The 21,476-nt window shown below is 61.3% G+C and carries 24 protein-coding genes; 9 read left to right on the top strand and 15 right to left on the bottom strand.

What is annotated here, in order from left to right; translation table 11 throughout:
* Window positions 1-163 precede the first annotated feature (163 nt).
* Window positions 164-829, top strand: a complete 666-nt coding sequence (locus RA29_RS00115) for a L,D-transpeptidase (protein ID WP_039681765.1) — start codon at window positions 164-166, stop codon at window positions 827-829.
* Between the two features lie 258 nt (window positions 830-1,087).
* Here the strand turns inward: RA29_RS00115 and RA29_RS00110 are convergent, their stop codons facing one another.
* On the bottom strand, window positions 1,088-2,101 hold the full coding sequence (locus tag RA29_RS00110; RefSeq protein ID WP_039681763.1) for a Hint domain-containing protein: 1,014 nt from the start codon (window positions 2,099-2,101) through the stop codon (window positions 1,088-1,090).
* A 529-nt stretch (window positions 2,102-2,630) separates the two neighbouring features.
* Window positions 2,631-2,921, bottom strand: a complete 291-nt coding sequence (locus RA29_RS00105; RefSeq protein ID WP_039681760.1) for a hypothetical protein — start codon at window positions 2,919-2,921, stop codon at window positions 2,631-2,633.
* A 165-nt stretch (window positions 2,922-3,086) separates the two neighbouring features.
* Between RA29_RS00105 and RA29_RS00100 the strand changes: the two genes are divergently transcribed.
* The 5 genes from RA29_RS00100 to RA29_RS00080 all read left to right on the top strand — a co-directional run bounded on the left by RA29_RS00100 (window position 3,087) and on the right by RA29_RS00080 (window position 9,327).
* Complete coding sequence (locus tag RA29_RS00100) at window positions 3,087-3,911, top strand: hypothetical protein (RefSeq protein ID WP_039681758.1); 825 nt, start codon at window positions 3,087-3,089, stop codon at window positions 3,909-3,911.
* Window positions 3,912-3,930: 19 nt separating this feature from the next.
* Window positions 3,931-4,899, top strand: a complete 969-nt coding sequence (locus RA29_RS00095; RefSeq protein WP_039682307.1) for a threonine dehydratase — start codon at window positions 3,931-3,933, stop codon at window positions 4,897-4,899.
* Window positions 4,900-4,984: 85 nt separating this feature from the next.
* Window positions 4,985-7,156 (top strand): esterase-like activity of phytase family protein, encoded by a 2,172-nt coding sequence (locus RA29_RS00090; protein ID WP_039681756.1) that lies wholly within the window; start codon window positions 4,985-4,987, stop codon window positions 7,154-7,156.
* Window positions 7,157-7,273: 117 nt separating this feature from the next.
* Window positions 7,274-8,521 (top strand): Hsp70 family protein, encoded by a 1,248-nt coding sequence (locus RA29_RS00085; RefSeq protein WP_039682305.1) that lies wholly within the window; start codon window positions 7,274-7,276, stop codon window positions 8,519-8,521.
* A gap of 56 nt (window positions 8,522-8,577) precedes the next feature.
* The gene (locus RA29_RS00080) at window positions 8,578-9,327 is read left to right on the top strand and encodes an alpha/beta hydrolase (protein WP_039681754.1); all 750 of its coding nucleotides are present in this window, start codon (window positions 8,578-8,580) and stop codon (window positions 9,325-9,327) included.
* A 4-nt stretch (window positions 9,328-9,331) separates the two neighbouring features.
* Here the strand turns inward: RA29_RS00080 and RA29_RS00075 are convergent, their stop codons facing one another.
* The 8 genes from RA29_RS00075 to RA29_RS00040 all read right to left on the bottom strand — a co-directional run bounded on the left by RA29_RS00075 (window position 9,332) and on the right by RA29_RS00040 (window position 16,538).
* Window positions 9,332-9,835, bottom strand: a complete 504-nt coding sequence (locus RA29_RS00075; RefSeq protein ID WP_039681752.1) for a ClbS/DfsB family four-helix bundle protein — start codon at window positions 9,833-9,835, stop codon at window positions 9,332-9,334.
* A gap of 144 nt (window positions 9,836-9,979) precedes the next feature.
* Window positions 9,980-10,444, bottom strand: coding sequence for an Hsp20 family protein (locus RA29_RS00070; RefSeq protein ID WP_039681750.1), 465 nt, complete (start codon window positions 10,442-10,444; stop codon window positions 9,980-9,982).
* A 129-nt stretch (window positions 10,445-10,573) separates the two neighbouring features.
* Window positions 10,574-11,380, bottom strand: coding sequence for a trypsin-like peptidase domain-containing protein (locus RA29_RS00065; RefSeq protein WP_039681748.1), 807 nt, complete (start codon window positions 11,378-11,380; stop codon window positions 10,574-10,576).
* Window positions 11,377-12,171 (bottom strand): trypsin-like serine protease, encoded by a 795-nt coding sequence (locus tag RA29_RS00060; protein WP_039681746.1) that lies wholly within the window; start codon window positions 12,169-12,171, stop codon window positions 11,377-11,379. Before RA29_RS00060 ends, RA29_RS00065 begins: the two co-directional genes overlap by 4 nt.
* 75 nt (window positions 12,172-12,246) lie before the next feature.
* Entirely contained in the window at window positions 12,247-13,560 is a 1,314-nt protein-coding gene (gene glcF, locus RA29_RS00055; RefSeq protein ID WP_039681744.1) for a glycolate oxidase subunit GlcF, read from the bottom strand.
* A gap of 1 nt (window position 13,561) precedes the next feature.
* On the bottom strand, window positions 13,562-13,915 hold the full coding sequence (locus tag RA29_RS00050; RefSeq protein WP_039681742.1) for a hypothetical protein: 354 nt from the start codon (window positions 13,913-13,915) through the stop codon (window positions 13,562-13,564).
* A complete protein-coding gene (gene glcE, locus RA29_RS00045; RefSeq protein ID WP_052249406.1) occupies window positions 13,915-15,030 on the bottom strand; it encodes a glycolate oxidase subunit GlcE in 1,116 nt (371 codons plus the stop codon). The genes RA29_RS00050 and glcE overlap by 1 nt, the downstream gene beginning before the upstream one ends.
* Before the next feature lie 59 nt (window positions 15,031-15,089).
* Window positions 15,090-16,538 (bottom strand): FAD-linked oxidase C-terminal domain-containing protein, encoded by a 1,449-nt coding sequence (locus RA29_RS00040; RefSeq protein ID WP_039681740.1) that lies wholly within the window; start codon window positions 16,536-16,538, stop codon window positions 15,090-15,092.
* Window positions 16,539-16,622: 84 nt separating this feature from the next.
* Here RA29_RS00040 and RA29_RS00035 point away from each other — a divergent pair, with 84 nt between their 5' ends.
* Both RA29_RS00035 and RA29_RS00030 read left to right on the top strand, forming a co-directional pair.
* Window positions 16,623-17,321 (top strand): DUF599 domain-containing protein, encoded by a 699-nt coding sequence (locus tag RA29_RS00035; RefSeq protein WP_039682301.1) that lies wholly within the window; start codon window positions 16,623-16,625, stop codon window positions 17,319-17,321.
* A 36-nt stretch (window positions 17,322-17,357) separates the two neighbouring features.
* Complete coding sequence (locus RA29_RS00030; RefSeq protein WP_039681738.1) at window positions 17,358-17,714, top strand: hypothetical protein; 357 nt, start codon at window positions 17,358-17,360, stop codon at window positions 17,712-17,714.
* 32 nt (window positions 17,715-17,746) lie between these two features.
* Here the strand turns inward: RA29_RS00030 and RA29_RS00025 are convergent, their stop codons facing one another.
* Window positions 17,747-18,181 carry a hypothetical protein gene (locus tag RA29_RS00025; RefSeq protein ID WP_039681737.1) on the bottom strand — a complete coding sequence of 145 codons (435 nt, stop codon included), beginning with the start codon at window positions 18,179-18,181 and terminating at the stop codon, window positions 17,747-17,749.
* 69 nt (window positions 18,182-18,250) lie between these two features.
* Window positions 18,251-18,718: a hypothetical protein gene (locus tag RA29_RS00020; RefSeq protein ID WP_039681735.1), complete on the bottom strand. Its 468-nt coding sequence runs from the start codon at window positions 18,716-18,718 to the stop codon at window positions 18,251-18,253.
* Between the two features lie 41 nt (window positions 18,719-18,759).
* Here RA29_RS00020 and RA29_RS00015 point away from each other — a divergent pair, with 41 nt between their 5' ends.
* On the top strand, window positions 18,760-18,990 hold the full coding sequence (locus RA29_RS00015; protein ID WP_152612877.1) for a hypothetical protein: 231 nt from the start codon (window positions 18,760-18,762) through the stop codon (window positions 18,988-18,990).
* Window positions 18,991-19,140: 150 nt separating this feature from the next.
* On the opposite strand, the gene RA29_RS23085 is transcribed toward RA29_RS00015, so the two are convergent.
* The 3 genes from RA29_RS23085 to RA29_RS22675 form a co-directional block, all read right to left on the bottom strand.
* Window positions 19,141-19,296, bottom strand: a complete 156-nt coding sequence (locus RA29_RS23085; RefSeq protein WP_193743426.1) for a hypothetical protein — start codon at window positions 19,294-19,296, stop codon at window positions 19,141-19,143.
* A 266-nt stretch (window positions 19,297-19,562) separates the two neighbouring features.
* A complete protein-coding gene (locus tag RA29_RS00010) occupies window positions 19,563-20,264 on the bottom strand; it encodes a hypothetical protein (protein WP_039681732.1) in 702 nt (233 codons plus the stop codon).
* Complete coding sequence (locus tag RA29_RS22675) at window positions 20,264-20,653, bottom strand: hypothetical protein (RefSeq protein ID WP_152612876.1); 390 nt, start codon at window positions 20,651-20,653, stop codon at window positions 20,264-20,266. Before RA29_RS22675 ends, RA29_RS00010 begins: the two co-directional genes overlap by 1 nt.
* Between the last annotated feature and the right edge of the window lie 823 nt (window positions 20,654-21,476).

The raw sequence follows: 21,476 nt of genomic DNA, 5'->3' as shown, positions 1-21,476 counted from the left end.
CCTGTGAGAATTCAGGGGGTTACAGGGGCGTATTTACCGGATGTTAGGATTTGCGCCGGCGAGGATACGCCCTCACATCGCCGTGACTTCGGGCCCGTATGATTGCCCGAAGACCCACATTTGTTCTATCTATAGGCGACCTGAGTGCGAGGAATTTTGATTCATGTTGACCCGACGCCATTTCGTGATCACCACCGCCGCCCTTTTTTCGGCACCCATTGCAGGGCCCGCCTTGGCCCGCCCGATTTCTGACCGGTCCAAGTGGTCCGCCTGGGACGCGCAGGTGACACCGGCCAATTTTGACCTGGCCACGTCGAACCCCTGGGGTGTGCACCGCCGGTTCCTGCCGCAGCGGGTGCAGGCCAATGACGGGCTGACCCCCGGCGACATCCACGTGGATGCCGTGGCGCGGTACCTATACCATATCCAGGATGACGGCACGGCGATGCGCTATGGCGCGGCGATTGCGCGGGGCAACCTGTATGAACCCGGCACCTACAACATCAAGCGCAAGGCCAAGTGGCCCACATGGACGCCGACAAAGGCGATGATCGAGCGCGATCCGCAACTGTTTGAACAGCACGCCGATGGCATGAACGGCGGACCGCGCAACCCGCTGGGATCACGGGCGCTGTACCTGTTTGTGGGCAACCGCGACACGTATCTGCGCATTCACGGCACCCCCCACCCGCGCTCCATCGGCGGTCGGGCAAGCTCGGGCTGCGTGCGTATGATCATGGCGCATATCAACCAGCTTTATCCGAATGTGACCCCCGGCTCGACGGCGTTCCTGTACCCGTCGGAGGATGGGCTGACCGCGGCGAGCTAAAAGTGAGTCAGCACTTGGCACTGCGTGGGGTATGATACCTGTGCGGTGCCCTTTCCATTTTTGACGGGTTTCGGTGAGGTCGTGGCGCCTGTTGGCGGGCGGGGAAGTTCGGTTTCAGCCCAAAGCTAACATTGGTCAAAAACGGTCAGATGACGGCTTTGCGGACTTTGCCGCCGTTTGCCTTTGATCAATGAATGACACCAGTGTAGGGTAAACCGGACACTGCGCTGGCGTGGATTTCGACCGGTCCTTGGGCGCTTACGACGCTTTTTTTGTCAGCGCGACTGTCGCTTGTTCGAGCTGCTTTCTTCGTAAACACGGGCGAGCAAGAGAGAAACCATCTATGGCCGTTTCTTGGTTTGAAGGCCGGTTCGGAAACAAACGTTTTATGTGCTGCCGATCAGTTCTTGAGATGCCCTTTAGAGCCATTGCTCCCGGAAACATGCTCTCAGTCTCGATGCTGCCGGAAATCAGAACTTCATGGCCTTCCAGCAAGATATGGTAGTAGGAGACGTTAGTTTTACCATTCGCGACACGGGCGGCTTTTGGGACGTATTCCGCGAGATGCTTTGCCTTTATGAAGGCCTCCCCACAGCTTAATGAAAGCCCCAGCTGATCACCCGTTACCAGAACTCGATGTTGTTGTGACAAGAGCAACGGTCCATGATCCCCGAAGTAGCCTGGTCGAATGAGAACCGGCCGCAGCTGGTGAAAGCGCTGTAGCTCTGCGCGATGGATGTGTCGTTTCCCTATCCACAGAACCTCTTTGAGACCGTTGTCTTTTGTCTGAACAAAGTCTCCGATGCTGATGTTCTGAACGGACGTCGCACCCGAACTGGTCTGAATGCTCGTACCTTCCGCAAAGCAAACGGCAGCGCCAATGGATCCATAGTCGGTGGAGATAAAGCTGCTGAATGTTGTAACTGCCAGATCATCGCCAATGTCTGGTTTGAAGTTTTCATCCTTTGACATGACGTAGTACTTGGTGGAACCGTCAGCGAAAGACACCTCCATTGCGTACAGCTCAAACTCCTGCCCAGTTCCGTTAACCTGCGCAAAGTCCAGGTACTGAACAGTGTAATCCGTGACTGCACTCTCGCCTGCAAATGAGAAAGTCTGATCGTTATTGGGATCATCTGCCTGAGTTCGGTGCAGATCATCGTCAACGGTGTCTGTGATTTCCAAGGTGTTCTTTGAGAGAATGAGACTCTGTGCGTCTGTGAAGTAGTAACTGCTGTCAACTTCATAAACGTTGAATGGATAAACAGGCATTCGGGCGCTCCGTGTTGGACGCGCCAAGGTTGAAGTCGATTTTGATTAAGGGCGGGTTACGTTCCCAAGAATTGACCGGTGCGGCTATTTCGACCGGTATGTGTCTGGTCGTCGCTGAGTACGGACGTTCGTGCCCATCGCAACATCCGTCACTCCGGGCTCGAAGCAGAAATCTTGCCACGCTTTGCAAAGTCGGCTTTCTGCGCACAGCCGACACTAAGCCGATCCAAGACAAGCCCGTGGGCTGGTGTCGCGCCATCCCTTCGGCAGCGCTTTATCGCAGCCAAGCACATCCCACAGAATTTCCGTTCGGCACAGAAACCAAAACACCAGCCCGCCGGGACGGGCTTGTGTTGGACCGGCGCCTTCGGCTTGATTCCGGTCCTGTCAGTGCTTTGAAGCAGGGTTTGCCAAGTCCGCTCAGCGGTCACTCGTCCGCCAAGGTCAAAAACGGATAACAGGTGTATTCTGTTCGCACGTCACTCCGGCGCAGCACCCTGTCTCGGCACTGCTTTCGCCAGGTCTCGCGTTAGGTCGCGGGCGTCGTTTCTGCCGGGGCGCGGGTGCAGATCGGGCGCCCTTGCTTGTTGCGCAGGGGCAGGAAGGTGGTTTCGACCGGGCCCACGTGGCGGTAGACGAGGCAGCCGTCCACCGGGTCGACCTTGACCGCGTCGAGGTCCTGTTTCGGGTCGGCTATGGCGACGATATTGTCCGGCAGGGGCGACAGGAACGGTCCGCCCAAACCGGCCGATTGCGTGGTCTCGTCACATGCGGCCAGCGCGAAAGCCGCCGCTGCCAGCATCAGTCCTGTCCGTGTCATAGTCGTCCCCCAAGGCACTTGTCTGACGGGCCTGCCCGCCACTCGTTTCACTTATCACGGCATCGGCGCGTGGCTGCAACGGCGTGACGACACTGACATCGACGTGAGTTGCGCGCCCGCAACGATTGCGCTCAGGTGGGCGCAGATTTCAGCCGGAGTGTTTTGATGACCCGTATCCTTGCCGTCCTGTTTGCCTTTCTGTCCCTGCCCGCCCTGGCCTGCGGTGGCCCCGAGGATGCCTGTGCGGTGCCGGGCGGCAGTTACCACATGGCCCTGCCGGAGAGTGCGGTGCCGAAGGGCATTGTCATGCACCTGCATGGCGGCGGCGCGCGCGGTCAGGGATTGTTGACCTCCGGTCTGGCGCGGGAGGCGTTGGCGCGGGGCTATGTCTTTGTCGCCCCCAATGGCGAGCAGCCCACCCGCCGGTTCAAGCGGGATTGGTCCGTGCGTGGCAAGGGGCTGGAGTACGACCGGCAGGATTTTGGGTTTCTGCCGGATGTGATGGCCGATGTGCGGGCGCGGACGGGTGTGGAGGGGGGCTCGGTGCTCTTGGCCGGGTTTTCGCGCGGGGGGTCCTTTGTCTGGGATATGGCCTGTCAGATGCCGGGCTTTGCCGATGCCTATGCACCGCTTGCCGGGGCGTTCTGGGATGATCTGCCTGTGGGCTGTGATGCGCCCGTGCGTCTGTTTCATACCCATGGCTGGAACGACCGGGTGGTGCCGCTTGAGGGGCGGTCCTTTGGCGGTGGGGCCGTCGTTCAGGGGGATGTGTGGGCATCGCTGAAGATCCTGCGCGAGACCAACGGCTGTGATGCCCGCCAGCCGGAGCGGAACAGTTTCGAGGGCGATCTGTGGTTTCGTCATTGGACTGATTGTGCCGCTGGCGACATTCGGTTGATGCTGCATCCCGGCGGGCATGGGGCGCCGCAGGGGTGGGCCGTGCGCGTGATGGACTGGTTTGAGGGCAAGGGGCTGGACCCTGAGGGCTGATCGGGGTCAGATGCGCCGCATGTTGACCCGTTCCGATCTTGAGACCGCCGCCGATTTTGTTCACGCCCGCATGGCCCCCACCCCGCAGCACCATTGGCCGCTGCTGAGTGCCGCCACGGGGGCCGAGGTGTGGGTGAAGCACGAGAACCACACGCCCACGGGCGCCTTCAAGGTGCGGGGCGCGCTGACCTTTATGGACTGGCTGACCCGCACGCATCCGGAGGTGCCGGGCATCTGCACCGCAACCCGTGGCAACCATGGGCAGGGGCAGGCCTGGGCCGCGACGGGGGCGGGCTTGACCGCGAAAGTGTACGTGCCGCGCGGCAATTCGGTGGAGAAGAATGCCGCCATGAAAGCGTTCGGCGCGGAGCTGATCGAATTTGGCGATGACTTTGATACCGCGCGCGAGGAAGCCTATCGCGTGGCCGCCGCCGAGGGGTTGTTTATCGTGCCGCCCTATCATCCGGAGCTGGTGCGGGGCGTGGCGACCTATGCCTATGAGCTGTTCAGTGCGCAGCCGGATCTGGACACCGTCTATGTCCCCATTGGCTGCGGGTCGGGGATTTGCGGGACGATCATGGCGCGGGATGCGTTGGGGTTGGCGACCAAGGTGGTGGGCGTCGTGTCGGATCAGGCGCAGACGGCGAAACTGTCGGTTGAGGCAGGGCGGCTGATCGAGACGAACTCGGCCGCGACATTCGCCGATGGGATGGCCGTGCGGGTGCCCGTGCAAGAGGCGTTTGAAGTCTATTCGAAGGGGGCGGAGCGGATCATTGCCGTCAGCGATGACGAGGTGGCGGAAGCCATTCGGCTCTATTTCACCGCGACGCACAATGTGGCCGAGGGCGCGGGGGCCGCGCCGCTGGCCGGGTTGATGCAGGAGCGGGCGCAGATGGCGGGTAAGAAGGTCGGCGTCATTCTGTGCGGCGGCAACATCGATACGGGTTGGTTCCGGACGGTGCTGGACGGCGCGACACCGCAGGTCTGATTTTACAAAACTGACATCTGACTGTTACGTCAGCGTCAACGAACGCGGCCACTGCATCCGGGATTTGATCCCGATGGAGTGTCTTATGACCAAACCCTTTTTCTGCATGACCTCTGCGCTGGCCCTGATGGCAGGCGCGGCTGTGGCTGACGGCCATGCAGCCAAGCATTTCAACCGCATCGCGTCGTTCCCGGTCGTGACCAATATGGCCGAGGGCGAGGACACGAGCCGCGAAAGCTCGCCCGAGATCATCGATGTGACCGCTGACGGGATGACGCTGGTCTATACCGACAGCCCGCTTGAGGCGTTGGGCCGGGTGGACATCACCGACCCTGCCAACCCGCAGCCATTGGGCAATATCGCGCTTGAGGGCGAGCCGACATCCGTGGCCGTCATCGGCACGACCGCTTTTGTCGGGATCAACACGTCGGAGAGCTTTACCAACCCGTCGGGCAAGATGCTGGCGATCAATGTGGCGGACGGGTCCGTCATCGCGTCCTGCGATCTGGCCGGGCAGCCGGACAGTGTGGCCAAGGCGCCTGACGGGTCTTTTGTGTCCGTCGCGATTGAGAATGAGCGGGACGAAGACCTGAACGACGGGGTGATCCCGCAGCTGCCCGCCGGGTCGTTGCAGATGATCGACGTGGTGGACGGGTCGCTGGACTGCGACAGCATCCTGACCGCCGATCTGACAGGGTTGGCCGATGTCGCCCCCACGGACCCCGAGCCGGAATATGTGTCCATCAATGCTCTGGGTGAGACCGTGGTGACGCTCCAAGAGAACAACCACATGGTGGTGGTGGCGCGTGATGGTAGCATCGTCAGCCATTTCTCTGCCGGGGCTGTGGACCTGGAGGGCATCGACGCCACGGATGAGCGTGGTGCGCTGATCTTTAACGAGAGCCAGATGGGTCGTCTGCGCGAGCCCGATGCGGTGACGTGGATTGATGATGAACACTTTGCCACCGCCAACGAGGGCGACTACGAAGGCGGGTCGCGCGGCTGGACGATTTTCCGCAAGGACGGGCGGGTTGTCTATGAAAGCGGCGTGAGCTTTGAGCACGCGATGGTGCAGATCGGGCACTACCCGGACAAGCGGTCGGACGCGAAGGGCGTGGAGCCCGAAAGCGTGACCTTTGCCAGTTTTGACGGCACGCCGTTTGTGTTCGTGGGGTCCGAGCGCGGGTCCATCGTCGGGGTCTATGACGTCACCAATCTGGAAGCGCCGGTGCTGACGCAGATGCTGCCGTCGGGCATCGGGCCGGAAGGCTATGTGGTGATTCCGGAGCGGAACCTGCTGGTGTCGGCCAATGAAGTGGACGGGCTGGAAGATGGTGCGGCGCGGGCGCATGTGATGCTGTTTGAATATGCCGAAGGTCCGGCGATTTATCCGCATCTGACATCTGAAGGGATGGAGGAGTTGACCGGGTGGGGTGCTATCTCGGGCATGGTCGCTGATGCGGATGGCATGATCTATGCCGTGTCCGACAGCTTCTATGGGTTCCAGCCGCGCATCTTCAAGATTGATCCCTCGCAGACCCCAGCGCGGATTGTAGAGGCGATTGACGTGACCCGTGCAGGTCGGCCTGCGCAGAAGCTGGACATGGAGGGGATCACGCTGGATGGTGATGCGTTCTGGATCGCCAGCGAAGGCCGCACGGACCGCGTCATTCCGCACGCGATCTACAAGGTGGCTGCCGATGGCAGCATTGAAGAAGAGATCGGCCTGCCCCCGGAATTGATGGCGGTCGAGCGGCGCTTTGGCTTTGAGGGGATCACCAAGGTCGGCGATACCCTGTGGATGGCCGTGCAGCGTGAGTGGAAGGATGATCCGGCCAATCATGTGAAGCTGGTGGCCTATAACCTTGAGACCGAGGAGTGGGGCGCAGTCCACTACCCGAAGGCGGAACCGGCCAAGGGTTGGGTTGGCCTGTCTGAGATCGTGGCGCATGGCGATCACGTCTATGTCGTGGAGCGTGACAACCAGCATGGCATCGAAGCCGTGACCAAGAAGATCTACCGCGTGCCGCTGGCGGAGATGGAACCTGCGCCCTTGGGTGGTGAGTTGCCTGTCGTCAGCAAGGAAGAGGTGCGGGACCTGATCCCGGATCTGACCTCGACCGGCGGCTATGTCTTGGACAAGGTCGAGGGGCTGGCGATCCTGGCCGATGGGACGGCCTGGATTTCGACCGACAATGACGGTGTCGATGACCATTCGGGCGAGACGATGTTCTTTTCCATCGGGTCCGTGGACTGACCTTTTTGCCTGTTTACATTGCTGGCGCCGCCTGAGAAATCGGGCGGCGTTTTTGTTTGCCAAACGGCCCTTCGGGGAGAGTTTATCTGGCAAGATGAAGGATCAGGACGGCGCGTCATGGCAACCTTGGGTATTGATTTTGGGACGTCGAATTCAGCGGCGGGCTACGTGCGGGATGGTCAGCCGCATCTGGTGAGCATGGCGCAAGGGCAGACGACGCTGCCGACCACCGTGTTCTTTGATTATGACGCGCGAAAGATGCTGATGGGCCATCCGGCGAATGACGCGCTGCTGGAGGGGGTCGAAGGGCGGTTCATGCGGGCGCTGAAGCGCGTGCTGGGCACGACCGTCATGCACGAGAAGCGGCAGTTGCTGAATGAGCGGATCACCTTTGTCGACATCATCGCGCGGTTTTTGACGGAGGTGAAGCGGCGGGCGGAGGCGGAGGCCGGGCATGTGTTTGATCACGCCCTGTCGGGGCGTCCGGTGGTGTTTCACGGCTCTGGCGATCCGCGAGAAGCGCAGGCCGAGGCGGATTTGCGGGACTGTTATCTGGCGGCGGGGTTTGAGGACGTGTCGTTCCTGCCGGAGCCTGAGGCAGCAGCCATTGCGGCGGGCGCGCTGGACCATCCCGGTGCTACGGGTCTGATCGTGGATATTGGCGGCGGGACATCGGACTTTTCGATCTTTCGTACCGGTGGCGAGGGGATCTCCATCCTGTCGAACCATGGGGTGCGCATTGGTGGGACCGACTTTGACCGCGCAATCAGCATTGACCGGGTGATGCCGCTGTTTGGGGCTGGGACGCTGATAAGGAACGCCATCGGGCCGGGCACCCTGCCCGCGCCCAAGGCGATTTTCAATGATCTGGCGACCTGGGAGAAGATCCCGTTTCTCTATACCGCGCAGACCCGGCGCATGGTCGCTGACATGGTGCAGATGGCTGAGGAGCGGGAGAAGATGGCGCGGCTGGGCACTGTGCTGGAGCATGAATTGGGCCATGACGTCGCCTTTGCCGTGGAGCAGGGCAAGATTGATGCCAATTCGGGGCGTGGGGATGCCGTGATAGCCTTGGGCGAGGTCGCGCGGGGGCTGGAGGCGGCGTTGCCGGGGGCGGCGCTGCGGGGCATTCTCGATCCGCATGCGGCTGCTTTGCGCCGAGGTGTGGCGGAGACGCTGGAGATGGCGCAGGTGCGTGCCGAGCAGATTGACCAGGTGATTTATGTGGGCGGGTCGAGCCTGATGTCGATGGTGACCGACACGATGAAGGATCAGTTTCCAGCGGCGCGGCATTCGTTTTCCGAGGTGTTTACCGCCGTTGCGGACGGGCTCGCGCTGGCTGCGGGGGCGCGGGACGCAGGCTAGGCGGAGGCGGGCCATACGGGTGGGACTTGGGCCTGCGCGATGCTAAGCCACAGCGCATGACGGACCTGATTGACGAAGGCGATGGCCCTGCCCTTGTATTCCTGCACGGGGCGGGCGTGGACAACCACATGTGGGCGCCGCAACGCACGCATTTTCGGAGCACGCGCCGGGTGATCGTTCCCAATTTGCCTGGGCATGGAAGTGTTCCGGCAGCAACGAGCGTAGAGCAGATGGCCGAGAACGTGCATGCGCGTTTGGAGGCACTCGGGGTGCACAGATATGCGGTGGTCGGGCTGTCGATGGGCGGCATGGTGGCGCTGGAGATGGCGGCGCGGTGGCCGGGCGCGGTATCACACCTTGCCATGATCGAAGCGGTGCCGACGGTGACCGGCAGTGCGGTGGCGCGGCACCTGATAAACGCCTGCCTGTGGCCCATGGCACTGATCCCGCCGCGCTGGATGGCCCGGCTGCCTGCGCGCCATCTGGGGGCCGAGACGCCCGAAGCGGCGACCTACCTGAAAGCCACCCTGCCGCGGCTGGATGCGACGCAATCCCATGCGGTTCTGTGTCTGGCGACGGCCTATGACGGGCGGCGACATCTGGGGGAGCTGACGATGCCTTGTGCCGTCATGGTCGGTGCGCGCAACACGCGCATTCATGGGCGCGCAGCGGCGATGGCGGCGGCCATCCCGGCCTGTCGGCATGTCGTGCTGCCCGGCGCAGGGCATATCGCGAACCTTGATGCGCCCGAGGCTGTGAATGCGGAGATAGACCGGCTGCTGGCCATCGGGGCCGACACCGCCTGACGGCTCAGGTCAACGCCTTGTCCTTGACCGCCTTGCGGATGAACTTGGCCGCGGAGCGGTAGTGGCTGGGCCCGGTCGCTTCGACCCAGCGGCCAAGTCGCCACGCGTTCTTGGCCCCTTTCATCGGCCCGCCATAAAGCTCTGCTTCGGACCGGGTTTCGATGAACTCCAGCAGGCGCGCGTGGCCGTCCCGCAGCATCGCAACCACCTCGGCCCAGTCCAGATCGGCCTGACGTTGCCGCAGATGGGCGTTGTAGCTTTTCAGGTCGTTCCACTTGTACCCTTCGGCGGGAAAAAAGACCGGCTTGCCCGCCTGCCCGTCTGCGTACCAGCCAAAAAACAGGTCGATCCAATGGGCCCGGTGGCCGATGACATCCTTGATTGAGGTGTCATCTTCCAGTTTCTCGACCGCAATGTCGTCCGGGACTTGGGCGATCAGCGTTGTGAGTTTCTCGAACTCCTTGTGCGTGACGGCAAGCAGGTCCGTTTTCGTCTGGGCTGCGGGCATGGCGTATCCTCCGTTGCGGGCGATCCATGCATGGGGCGCGGGCCTTCGTCTTTGCGCCAGATCATTTGGGCACAAAAAACCCCGGGGCGCGTGCAGCACCCCGGGGTCGTCCGACAGGGAGGAGGAGGTCGGACTTGGGTCGGCTTAGTTCACGGCCTTGGCGTCCACCACGTCCGTTTCAATCGCCTTTTGGCTGGCAATCTCAATCCGGCGGGGTTTGAGGGCCTCGGGCACCTCGCGCACAAGTTCGATATGCAGCATGCCATCGACATGGGAGGCACCTGTCACGACCACGTGGTCAGCCAGGTGGAAGCGACGTTCAAACGCGCGGGTGGCAATGCCGCGGTGGAGGTAGGTCTTGTCCTGTTCGTCGGCTTTGCGGGCCGAGACGATCAGCGACTTTTCCTTGACCTCGACACCAAGGTCGGCGTCGGAAAAACCCGCAACGGCAATCGAGATGCGGTAGGCATCATCGTCGGTCTTTTCGATGTTGTAGGGGGGGTATGTGCCCGCGTTGTTGTCCGTCGCAAGGACCCGGTCCATCAGGTCGGCAATCTGGTCGAAACCAACTGTTGCGCGGTAAAGCGGTGCAAAGTCGTATGTACGCATGTCATCCTCATCAGAGCGATTAACGGCGGGTTTTCCGGTCCGGACAAACCCGCAAGGTTGCTATGGTCGGACCCCGGCTGGGCATCCGATACCATCAATGTGGTGAGGATTTTTGGCCGTTCAAGACCCCTAGGGTTTGACGAATTTCGCGCCTGTGCCGCTGCGAGTGCCGCCGCCCACCGTGATCCGGCGCACCTGTGCGACGGGCGGTGCCACCTGCATCCTGAGCTGGCGTTTCACTTCCGTGATGCGCTCGGGCAGCACCATCCCGAGCGCCCGTTTTTCGCCCTTGATATGCACCATGCCGGAGATCACCGACACGATCTGCCCCCGCCCGTTCTTGTGGGTAAAGACCGGCGCGCCGGAGGAGCCGAAGGTGACGTCGCAGTCAAACAGCATCGCGTCATCGGCCCGGTCGAGCAGTTGGCATTGCTTTTGCCGCGACTGTGCATTTTCGCGGCCACGCCCGTAGCTGACAACGCTGACAGGACCGCTCGGGACAGCCCCTTCGTGCACGTAGAACGGTGGTACATCGAAGGTCGAGACAGGCTCGGCCAGCCGGATCAGGGCCACGTCGTAGCTGGCGTTTTCGGCTGTCAGGGGGCCTATTGCATCGAACCGTTCGTGGGCCGAGGCATCCGATGCGCGGCGGGTGGCTGCCGCCTCGCCATTGCGGAACCCGGCCCGGAAGCGGATCGTGTCCGTGGGCCAAAGCTGGTCGGTATCGGGTTTGTAGAGGCAATGGGCCGCCGTCAGCACCAGATCGCGCGCGATCAGCGTGCCGGAACAAAAGGCGCGACCGCCGCCAAACTCGATCCGGCCCACGGCCTTCCAACTGGCGGCAGAGTAATCGGTATCGAGCGTGCGCAGCTTTGTCGTCTGCGCCTGCGTGGCTGTGGCCGTCAACAGGGCCAGGAGGAGTGCCAGCGCTCTCATGGTTTGATGAACTTCGCGCCCGTGTCGCGGCGCATTCCACCGGAGATACGGGGGCTGATGTCGTCGCGTTGGGCCACGAGTTCGGCTTGCAGGCGCGCAAGCGGAGCGCCCAGCGACGTGCCCAGCGACACGGCCTTGCCCTCAACCTCGGCCTTGGCGGACACGACCGAAACGATCTGGACGCGGCCCTTGTCGATCACAAAGATCGGGGCGCCGGAACTGCCGAATTCGACCGAACAGGACGTCACAAGCAGGCCGTCCTGTTGCGCCAGAACGCGGCACAGTTCCTGCAGCGATGGGGCTTCGGACCGACCCGTCGCATAGCTGACCACACCGACCTTGGCCCCGCGCGGCGGGCGCGCGGCGGTGTCGAAGGGCATGATCTTGCCATCGCGAATGGGGTGTTCGAGTTCGAGAAGTGCTAGGTCGTTGCGCACGCCTTCGGATTTCACATGGCCGGCATAGGTGTAGTCCGGATGCACCACGGCACGTCGCACATTGCGGTAGGCCGAGGCCCGCCCGTTGCGCCAGCCCGCCAGGAACTCGACCTGCGTATGGTCGATCCGGTCGCCGGTTTCCTTGTCAAACAGGCAATGGCCCGCTGTCAGCACGAGATCCGGCGCGATCAGAGCGCCTGTGCAAAACCCGGTGCCGCCGACATTGAGCCGCCCGACAGCCTCCCACCCTGCTGCATCCGCACCAGAGTCGAGACGCTTGAGTTGCGCGTCTTGCGCCACCGCTGTCGTTGTCACTGCCAGGGCCAAAACAAACAAGGCCATCCATCGGCGCATACTCATCACTCTCCGATCCCACGGTTGAGTCGGATCTAGGCGCGAATGGGGGCAAAATTAGGGCATAGGTCCAATTTAACGCAAAATCGGCACGTCACTTGGGTGGCGGTCGAGCGCGGGCGGACGCGGCCCGCCGGTGGCCCAATCCAGCAGCTCGACCGTGTGCACGACAGGCACCCCTGCTGCCGACCCGATCTGCATCATGCAGCCGATATTGCCGGCGGCGATGATGTCGGGGTTCTTGGCCTCGAGCGTGCGCACTTTGCGCTTTTTCAACTGCTGCGAAATCTCGGGCTGCATGAGGTTGTAGGTGCCCGCAGAGCCACAGCACAGGTGGCTGTCGGCGGGTTCGACCACCTTGTAGCCTGCCCGCTTGAGCAGATCCTTGGGGTATGTCTTGATCTGTTGGCCGTGTTGCAGGGAACAGGCCGCGTGGTAGGCGATGGTCATGTCCTGCTGCGTGCCTTCGGGCAGGTCGAGTTTCATCAGTACTTCGCTCACGTCCATGGCGATACCTGCGACCCGGGCTGCATCCTCCGCCAGCGCATCATTGCGGAACATGTGGCCATAGTCCTTGACCGTGGTGCCGCAGCCCGAGGTGTTGATGACTATGGCGTCGAGGCCGTCGCCATCCATTTCCTTGGCCCAGGCGCGGATGTTCTTGGCCGCCGTTGCGTGGCTTTCGTCCGCCTTGCCCATGTGGTGGGTGAGCGCACCGCAACAGCCCGCACCCTCGGCCACAACAACTTCGCAGCCCAGCCGGGTGAGCAGGCGGATGGTGGCGTCGTTGATGTCTGTGTTGAGCGCCCGTTGCGCGCAGCCCGTCATCAGCGCAACGCGCATCTTCCGGGGCGCTTTTGGCGCAAAGCTTTGCGGATCATCATTGCGGCTGACGGGCGGGATGTGATCCGGCGCCATCTCCAGCATCGCGCGCAGGCGGGCGTCGGGCATCAGACGGGCAAAAGGACGCCCGATCTTGGCGCCCAGAAGTGCCACGCGGAACCGCATCGGATAGGGCAGAATGCGCGCCAGCACCCAGCGCAGCGCGCGGTCGGTGAAGGGGCGTTTGTAGCGGTTTTCGATATATTCCCGCGCATGATCGACCAAGTGCATGTAGTGCACGCCCGAGGGGCAGGTCGTCATGCAAGCAAGACAGGAAAGGCAGCGGTCGATATGCTTGACGACCTTCTCGTCCGGGTCGCGGTCATTCTCAAGCATATCCTTGATCAGGTAGATACGGCCCCGCGGGCTATCCAGCTCATCGCCAAGCACCTGATAGGTCGGGCAAGTGGCCGTGCAGAACCCGCAATGCACGCAATTGCGCAGGATCTCGTTCGACCGCTCGATCTGCGGGTCGCTGAGCTGTTCGGGGGTAAATGTGGTTTGCATCTTATCTCGCCATCATTTGGGCTGCGGCAAAGCCGAACCACGGAACGGTTGTGCCCATCGCACCCGCGGCCCGCACAAGGCGGTGCCCGCGCGGTGTCGGAAATGCTTCGCGCAGGGCGCGGGCGGCCAGAACCATCACCACCACCCAGCCCAGCCAGATGAAAGTGATGCTCAGAAACACGCGCGTCGCGTCAACGGGGAAGGTCAGGTAGGCGTCGCTGCGCAGCAGGAAACTGGCCAGCACAAAGAGCGACGCGACAAAGGCGAGCGGCCAGTGCCGCCCGGCCGCCCGGTCCAGCAGGAAGAAAAGGCCGGGCCCGATCACAAAGGCCATGATAAAGAGGACAACAACCATCAGGCGGCCATCAGCCCGGGGTTCAGGATGCCGTTGGGATCGAACCTGTGGCGCAAGGATGCGGTGAGTGCGGCCACGCCGGGCGCTTCGGGTTGGAACACCGGCACTGCTGAGCGCACCGCGTCCGGCCCCTTGATCAGCGTTGCATGGCCGCCCATCGCGGCCACTGCCGCCTGAACCGCAGAGTGCGTCGCTGCAATGTCGCCACCGGAATGCCCGGCCCAGACCAAACCGCCGCCCCAGTCCATCAGCGTGTCGGTCCCCTTGGGCAAGGCTGCAATCACCGCTGGCCCATCGCTGGGCTTAACCGAGATGCGCCAGACCGCATCCGCCCCATGCAACGGCATTGCATCTCGTACGGTGCGCCAGTCGACCTGCATCTCAGCGATGTCGCCAAACGCGGCCAGCAAGGTTTTCAACTGTGACGCGCGATAGGCCACAGAGCCCTCGAACCCTTCAAGCCGCAGCCAGACCTGACCCGCGACCCAGGCCGCACCCGACACCTCAAAAGGCGAGCCCAGCGCCCGGCTCATCGCCAGCACCGCCTGGTCCGCAGCCAGCCCGTCAATCACAAGCGTCGTCTCGGCCTCGACCGAGGGCAGCACCTTCAGGCTCACCTCGGTCAGCACGCCCAAAGTGCCCCACGACCCGCTCATGAGCTTGACCAGATCGTAGCCCGTGACGTTCTTCATCACGCGCCCACCGTTCTTGATCACCTGCCCGGTGCCATCGACAAAACGGACGCCCAGCGCAAAATCGCGTGCCGCACCCGCCATGATACGGCGCGGCCCGCTTGCGTTGGTGGCAATCACCCCACCAATGGTCGAGGCACCCGAAGTGCCCAACACGCCGGTCAAATCATAGGGCTCAAAAGCAAGCCGCTGGTTCTCCGCCGCCAACGCCGACTCAATCTCGGCCACCGGCGTGCCCGCCTGCGCGACCAGAGTCAGCGCGCCGGGTTCATACAGCGTCACCCCGGACAGACCCGATACATCCAGAACCTCACCCACCACAGGGCGACCCACCGTGCGGGTGCCACCGCCGCGAATAACCAAGGGGCCCTTGGCCTCTGCCATCGCCTGCGCAACTGCATCTTCTGACGTCAACATGCTCATCTTCATCTTGCCCAATAAACTCCGGGGGTGAGGCCGCAAGGCCGAGGGGGCTGGCCCCCTTACTCCGCTGCCAATGCCGCACCACGCCGCGGCTCAGACACCGCCAAGGGGAATACCTTGGCAGGGTTTAACAGCCACTTAGCATCAAACACGTCCTTCACGGCCATCTGCGCTTCCAGATCGGCGGGCGCGTATTGGTGGGTCATCAGATCACGCTTTTCGATGCCCACACCATGTTCACCGGTCAGGCAGCCGCCGACCTCGACGCACAGCTTCAGCACTTCGGCTCCGAACTCCTCGCACAGTTCCAAATCGCCCGGCTTGTTGGCGTCATAGCAAATCAGCGGGTGCATATTGCCGTCGCCTGCATGGAACACGTTGCCCACAGGCAGGCCATATTTCTCCGACATCTCACCGATGCGGCGCAGGACGTAAGGCAGTTCCGACACGGGGATTGTCCCATCCAGGCACATGTAGTCACTGATCCGCCCAATGGCCGAGAACGCGGCCTTTCGCCCGGCCCAGATGCGCGCGCTTTCGTCGGCCGACGCACTTTCGCGCAGGGCGACCGGGTTGTGCCGCTTGGCAATGTCGGTGATCAGCGCAAGCTGCGCGTCGATCTCGGCGTCAGAGCCTTCAACCTCAACAATCAACAGCGCGCCGCATTTCGGATAATCCGCCTTGGCGAAATCCTCGCAGACCTCGATCAGCATCTTGTCCATGAACTCGATGGCCACGGGCAGCACGCCCGCCTTGATGATGTCGGCGACGCAGGCCCCCGCCACTTCGGCGCTGTCAAAACCCATCAGCACGGGCCGCGCGCCCTCGGGCTTGTGCAGGATGCGCAAGGTGGCTTCGGTCACAACACCCAACTGCCCTTCTGACCCGCAAATGACACCGAGCAGATCGAGCCCCCCGGAATCCAGATGCGCCCCCCCGATTTCGACCACGGTCCCGTCCATCTGCACCATGGTCACGCCCAGCAGGTTGTTGGTCGTGACGCCATATTTCAGGCAATGCGCCCCGCCCGAGTTCATCGCGATGTTGCCTGCAATGGCACAGGCCAACTGGCTCGACGGATCGGGGGCGTAGAAAAAGCCGTCCGTTTCCACCGCACCGGTCACACTCAGGTTGGTCCGCCCTGTTTGCACCCGGATAAAGCGGTTGTCGTAGTCCGTCTCGATCACGTCATTCATGCGCGCGACGCCCAGGATCACGCAATCTGCGGTGGGCAGCGCACCGCCCGCAAGCGAGGTGCCCGAGCCGCGTGGGACAACCGGCACGCCCTCTTCATGGCAAATGCGCAGCACATCCGACACTTCCGCCGTCGTGGCAGGCAGCACCGCCACCATGGGCGGGCAGCGATAGGCCGTAAGCGCATCACACTCATAGGCCCGCGTTTCCATCGGGTCGTCGATCACCGCATCGGCGGGTAACACACTGCGCAACCGCTCGACCACACGGGCCTTGCGCGCCAGTACATCAGAATCGGGAATGGGCATTTCCATGAGGCGTCCTCCGTCGATTGGTAAAATAATATGACCAATTTGGCCGGGATGCAATCTGAATTCCTGCGGTGTAAGACCGCAGCCATGACCTGGCTTGACCGCATCGCCCTTTTCACTCCGCTCGACTTTGCAGCGCTTGGCCTTCTGGTGCTGGGCTGGCAGGTCATCGGCTGGCGCATCGAACACCCGCGGGCCAAGCATCCCTCGACCTCGCAGATCATGGCCGGGTTTCGGCGCGAATGGATGCAACAGATGATCACGCGCGAGCCGCGCATTTTCGACGCCCAGATCGTGGCGAGCCTGCGGCAGGGCACGGCGTTCTTCGCCTCGACCTCGGTCATCGCCATCGGGGGCACGCTGGCCCTGATCGGCAATGCCGAGCGGCTGACAGGCATTGCAAACGACCTGATCCTGACGGATACGCCCGCCTTCGTGTGGGAGATCAAGATGCTGACCGTGGTGCTGTTCCTGACCAACGCCTTCCTAAAATTCGTCTGGGCCAATCGGCTCTTTGGTTACGCTGCGGTCGTCATGGCCGCCGTCCCCAACGACGTCACGGACCCCACGTGCAGCCCACGCGCCGCCCAAGCGGCAGAGATCAACATCACCGCCGCACGCTCGTTCAACCGCGGGCTCAGATCCGTCTACTTCGCCCTCGCCTGCATCGCATGGCTGGCTGGCCCGATCACATTGATCGCGGCAACACTGTTCACACTGGCAGTGATCTGGCGGCGCGAGTTTGCCTCAAACTCGCGCACGATCCTGCTGGGCACAGACACGTGACATGACACCACCCTAAACGGACCGTAACGTACTCACATGAAACACCTCATCCCCCTCCTGCTGCTCGCCACCCCTGCGCTCGCCGAAGAGCCGGTGATCGAAAATGTCGACATCGCCAAGACAGGCGCGGACACCTACCGCTTCTCCGTCACCATCAGCCACCCCGACACCGGCTGGGACCACTATGCCGACGGCTGGCGGGTGCTGGACATGGACGGCAATGAACTCGGCATGCGCGTGCTGCACCACCCGCACGTGGACGAACAGCCTTTCACCCGCTCGCTGAGCGGCGTGACCATCCCGGCAGGCACCACACAAGTGCAAGTTCAGGCCCGCGACCTGCCCGCTGGATGGAACGAAGACACAATCATCGTCACCCTCCCGAGTGACTAACCCTTTCTTCTGGCCAAAAATACTTCGGAGGTTTAGGCCTCGTTGTTTGTGTCGTTTTGATGTTTGGCTCGCCCGTCTTTGATAGCTTCTTCGACCATTTGATCGATGTCGAGTGCGAGTTTTCTGCAAACGCGGAACGTGTCGGCGAGCTTGACCTGTACGTCCACCCCATCGGGGCCGGGCGATAGGATACTGTCGCGACCAACCAGGATCGCAAGGAAGGTCATCGAAGGTTTCTGGACCTCATGGTAAGACACCCATCCTTTTTCGGCGACGAAGGGGAGGATTGCATCGAAGAACTCGCTTTCGATGATGTCCAATTCATCGTCCGCGATGTCGCAGATATGGGCAACGGTTTCGTAGAGGAGCGTCTGTGTGACTTCGACCTTTTGGGCCATGTCTGGCGAGGCATCGATGAGGCGGTTGAGGTCTTCGTAGGACACATTGGGGGCTGGGCGCGTTTTCATTTTTGCACCTTTTCCGGAGGGGGGGAGGTGCAAGGAGCGGTGTAACGTCCCTTGCTGAGAAGATTTGGCTTAGAACTTTGCGACCAGATCATCGATCCGTTCCCAGGCCGCAGCATGGCCCAGCCAGCGATCAAGATGGTGCTGCACATCGCGGAGCGCTTCGCGTGCGGCTTCGAACGGACAATACATGGCGGGCTCGGCCACATAGTCGTAGATGGGCGCGCCAAAGTCATCGATGTCAACTTGGACCAGCTCAGGAGGCACTTCGCGTCGCGCCTCTTGGCCTTGAAGCGCAGTACATAGGCCTGCGAGCAACGACTTGAAGTCGTCGGCAGGCTCTTCGCGGAGGTCTGCGGCAGCTTTGAAGCTGTTGAGCATATCCTTGTGGTGCTGTTGGACGTCCCCCGGCAGACCCTGCAGCCTGTGTTGCAAAATGCGCGCATGCTCGAAGACGTCGCGCAAACGTTCCAAAGCGTCTTGGTACGCTTGGCTGTTTCGGTTCATCCTTTCGCAGGAGGTTTGCGGGATCGTGTTCATCAGACAGCTCCTGTGGCGCTGGGTTTCCGTGACACTTGTGGGTGAAGAAGCGTGACGGGCGCGCGTTTGAACATCCCTTGCCGGCGGTGATCTGCGATGTCGCGCAGCGCTTCAATCCGAGCGCGGTGATCGTTGAGACGATGCAAGGCGTGTTGCGGCAGCTCACCCAGCAAGGGAGCGCTGCGCAGACCGCTGTTTTGCAAGTTCAATCGCAGCCGCCGGTCGGTGAGGAATGCCGTGGGCTGCCCGATGCCCGCAGCCTGCGCTTCTGACGCTGACAAGATAAGAGCATCCCAGCGATGCTGCACCGACCGGATCTCTTGAGCGGAGGCCAATTCGACATGGACCAAGCGCGGCAGAGGTTGGCAGTGAGCCCTTTGTGACGGATGCTGCAGGACGCGCAGATGCCCGCTATGGATCGGTCAAGGGTTGCGCCGGAACGGGCGAAAGGTGGAGAAGAACCCTCCGGACGCTGTGTATTCGTCCATCAAAGCGTGTAGTTTTTCCAAACTATCTGGGCTTTGCCGGTAGCTATGTTTTGCCGGAATCGATGCCCATTCCATTTTTTCATCAGTCATCAAGAGGTCCATTGCGGTACGGGGCGAAACGACATTCTAAGGACTTTCGACTAAGCCGACGTTCGTCCTTCCCGCAATGGACCCCTTGTATGGTTCTTCTGACCTAGGAACTTACGAAGTTTGGCGTCCTGAATCTCAGGAGAGAAGAACTAGCCAATATCAGGACCGCTTGTCGGCAAGCCCGGTCGCGCAGTCGTAAAAATAGGTTGAAGTGACGGAGTATTCTTGTTGAATGAAAAGTCAGTCATAGAACAATCTTTTTAAAACTAGACTACGGACCAAGTAGATTGCGCGGCAAAGCCGGATAAACTCGCTTCGGTCATTTTTTGGAAAACCTCATCAGAGACAAAAATCCCATAGTTGCCATAGAAACGAAAATCCGTCCAGGCATTTAGATCTTTTACTTCGTCTTTCTTTAGACGAAGATTTTCTGGCGACCGTTCGCCAGAATATTCAAAAAGATGCTTGCCATCGATGGGACCACCAACGGATTTGACGCCAGGTGACAAAGCATCAACGGCGTCCCTCCGAGTTGTAATCAGCCAAGCAAAGTACCTTGCGACCTCTTTACCGGCGGGATCTTCGATCTTAATTTCATGAAATTTCCAATTATCAGACCCAGATTTAGTCTGATCAATCGTTTCCATTGCCTTTTCGCTAAGCAGGGCAGAATGGTTATGCCCATTGCTTCCGCCTCGGTACGAGTGGATATAATCCGGAAGCGCAGTTCCTTGAGAAAGCTGCAGCTTACGAGGCAAGTATTCCTCTGGCCATTCAATTTCGACCGTAATAAATTCGAACTTCCGATCGCCAGCGCGGGCTACGTCTTCCATGATGAACTGCATTTCAGCATCCTTTAGATACTTTTTTCCCGCGGCAATTCTTTCGTCATCTGCTTCGTCGCAGGTCGTTAGTTCAAACTTGCTCCAAAATGGCCCGTAGTAGTCTTCCGCAATAAAAACCGGCATCAGTCTTCACCGCCCTTCGATTGGCCGGCTATCTTCTTGAGCGTTTCCTCATCGACCAAGCGCCCAATCAGAGGGTGCAGCCGCAAACCACCTTCCTGCACCACTTGCCGGAAATTAGCGAGCACACGCGCTGTCGTGTTTTGATCCGGGGCGACAACGTCGAAGAGCCAGTTGATCTCTCCGCTTGACTGGAGTCCCCCCTGAAAGAGTTCGCCCGAACACGCAAAATCATCAAATGGAAACATAGTTGTGAGGGAAAACGCACTAGCCGTAAATTTCTGGCAGTCACAGTAATGACAAGCCAAAGTAAGGAGCGGCGGTGCAGTTATGTGAATCTGGACGGAGCCGCAAAGACAGGAACCGTCAAATGGTGGTTCGGGAAGTGCCATCGGAAATCACCTGTCTTATAAAGTTTGTTTAATTGATAGCAGACATCCTGCGCCACGTTCCAGACGGCAGCTTCGTCCGCAATGCGGTCATGTCGAAGACATTGAGCCAATGACCGCTTCAGGCTGCGTACCGACGTCGAGACACAGAGCGGCGAAGGTCTAGACTGAGCCCAACCCGGTCATCGCATGTTTGTGCTGCGCGCGCACGTAGCATGGATCTTTCGGCGCTTTCCTCATCGCCCGCGCTGCAGCGCGGCGTGAATACCGGCCATTCGAACACCGTGCAGCGAGAAACGGGCGGGCAACGCGCAGGTCGTTGCCCCCCTTTCTCGCTACGTCTGCGTAGAGGTCTTCTTTCGTAGTCGGGGCGACAGCGGCCTCGGTACCGATGTGTCATCGCGGTCCTCACCCGTCCCCGCGACCCCTTCCCGGCCTTTTGTGCAGGCGCTTGGCAGCGGGGCTGCGGAGGGCGGGTCGTCTCCGTGCTCGACGGCGAGGACCATCTGCAGCCCCGCTGCCTCGGCAGCTTCGCGTGCCGCATCTGTGCCGAGGTCTGCTTCGGAGAAGCTCCGGGTGATGGTCCGGCGCCGGTGGGCCGGATGTCGTCCTTGATCTCGATGCGGGCGATCCAGCGACCGTAGCGGCCCTTGGTGGCGGCAGCGTAGTGGACGCTGGTGACCTCGGAGCGGGGATGATCGCCGGGCCGGTCGCGCTTTTTGCGCTGTTTGAGCATCCGCGTGTTGCGATGGGTGATCGGCGGGAACACTTCGAGCACGGCGTCGCGCCAGGCGCGGGCGACGAAAAGCAAAGCTGCATCGCTGCC

Source organism: Tateyamaria sp. ANG-S1, from assembly GCF_000814025.1.
GTDB lineage: Bacteria > Pseudomonadota > Alphaproteobacteria > Rhodobacterales > Rhodobacteraceae > Tateyamaria.
The sequence above is the reverse complement of the archived record's forward strand: the minus strand, read 5'-3'. Positions and strand labels throughout refer to the sequence as shown.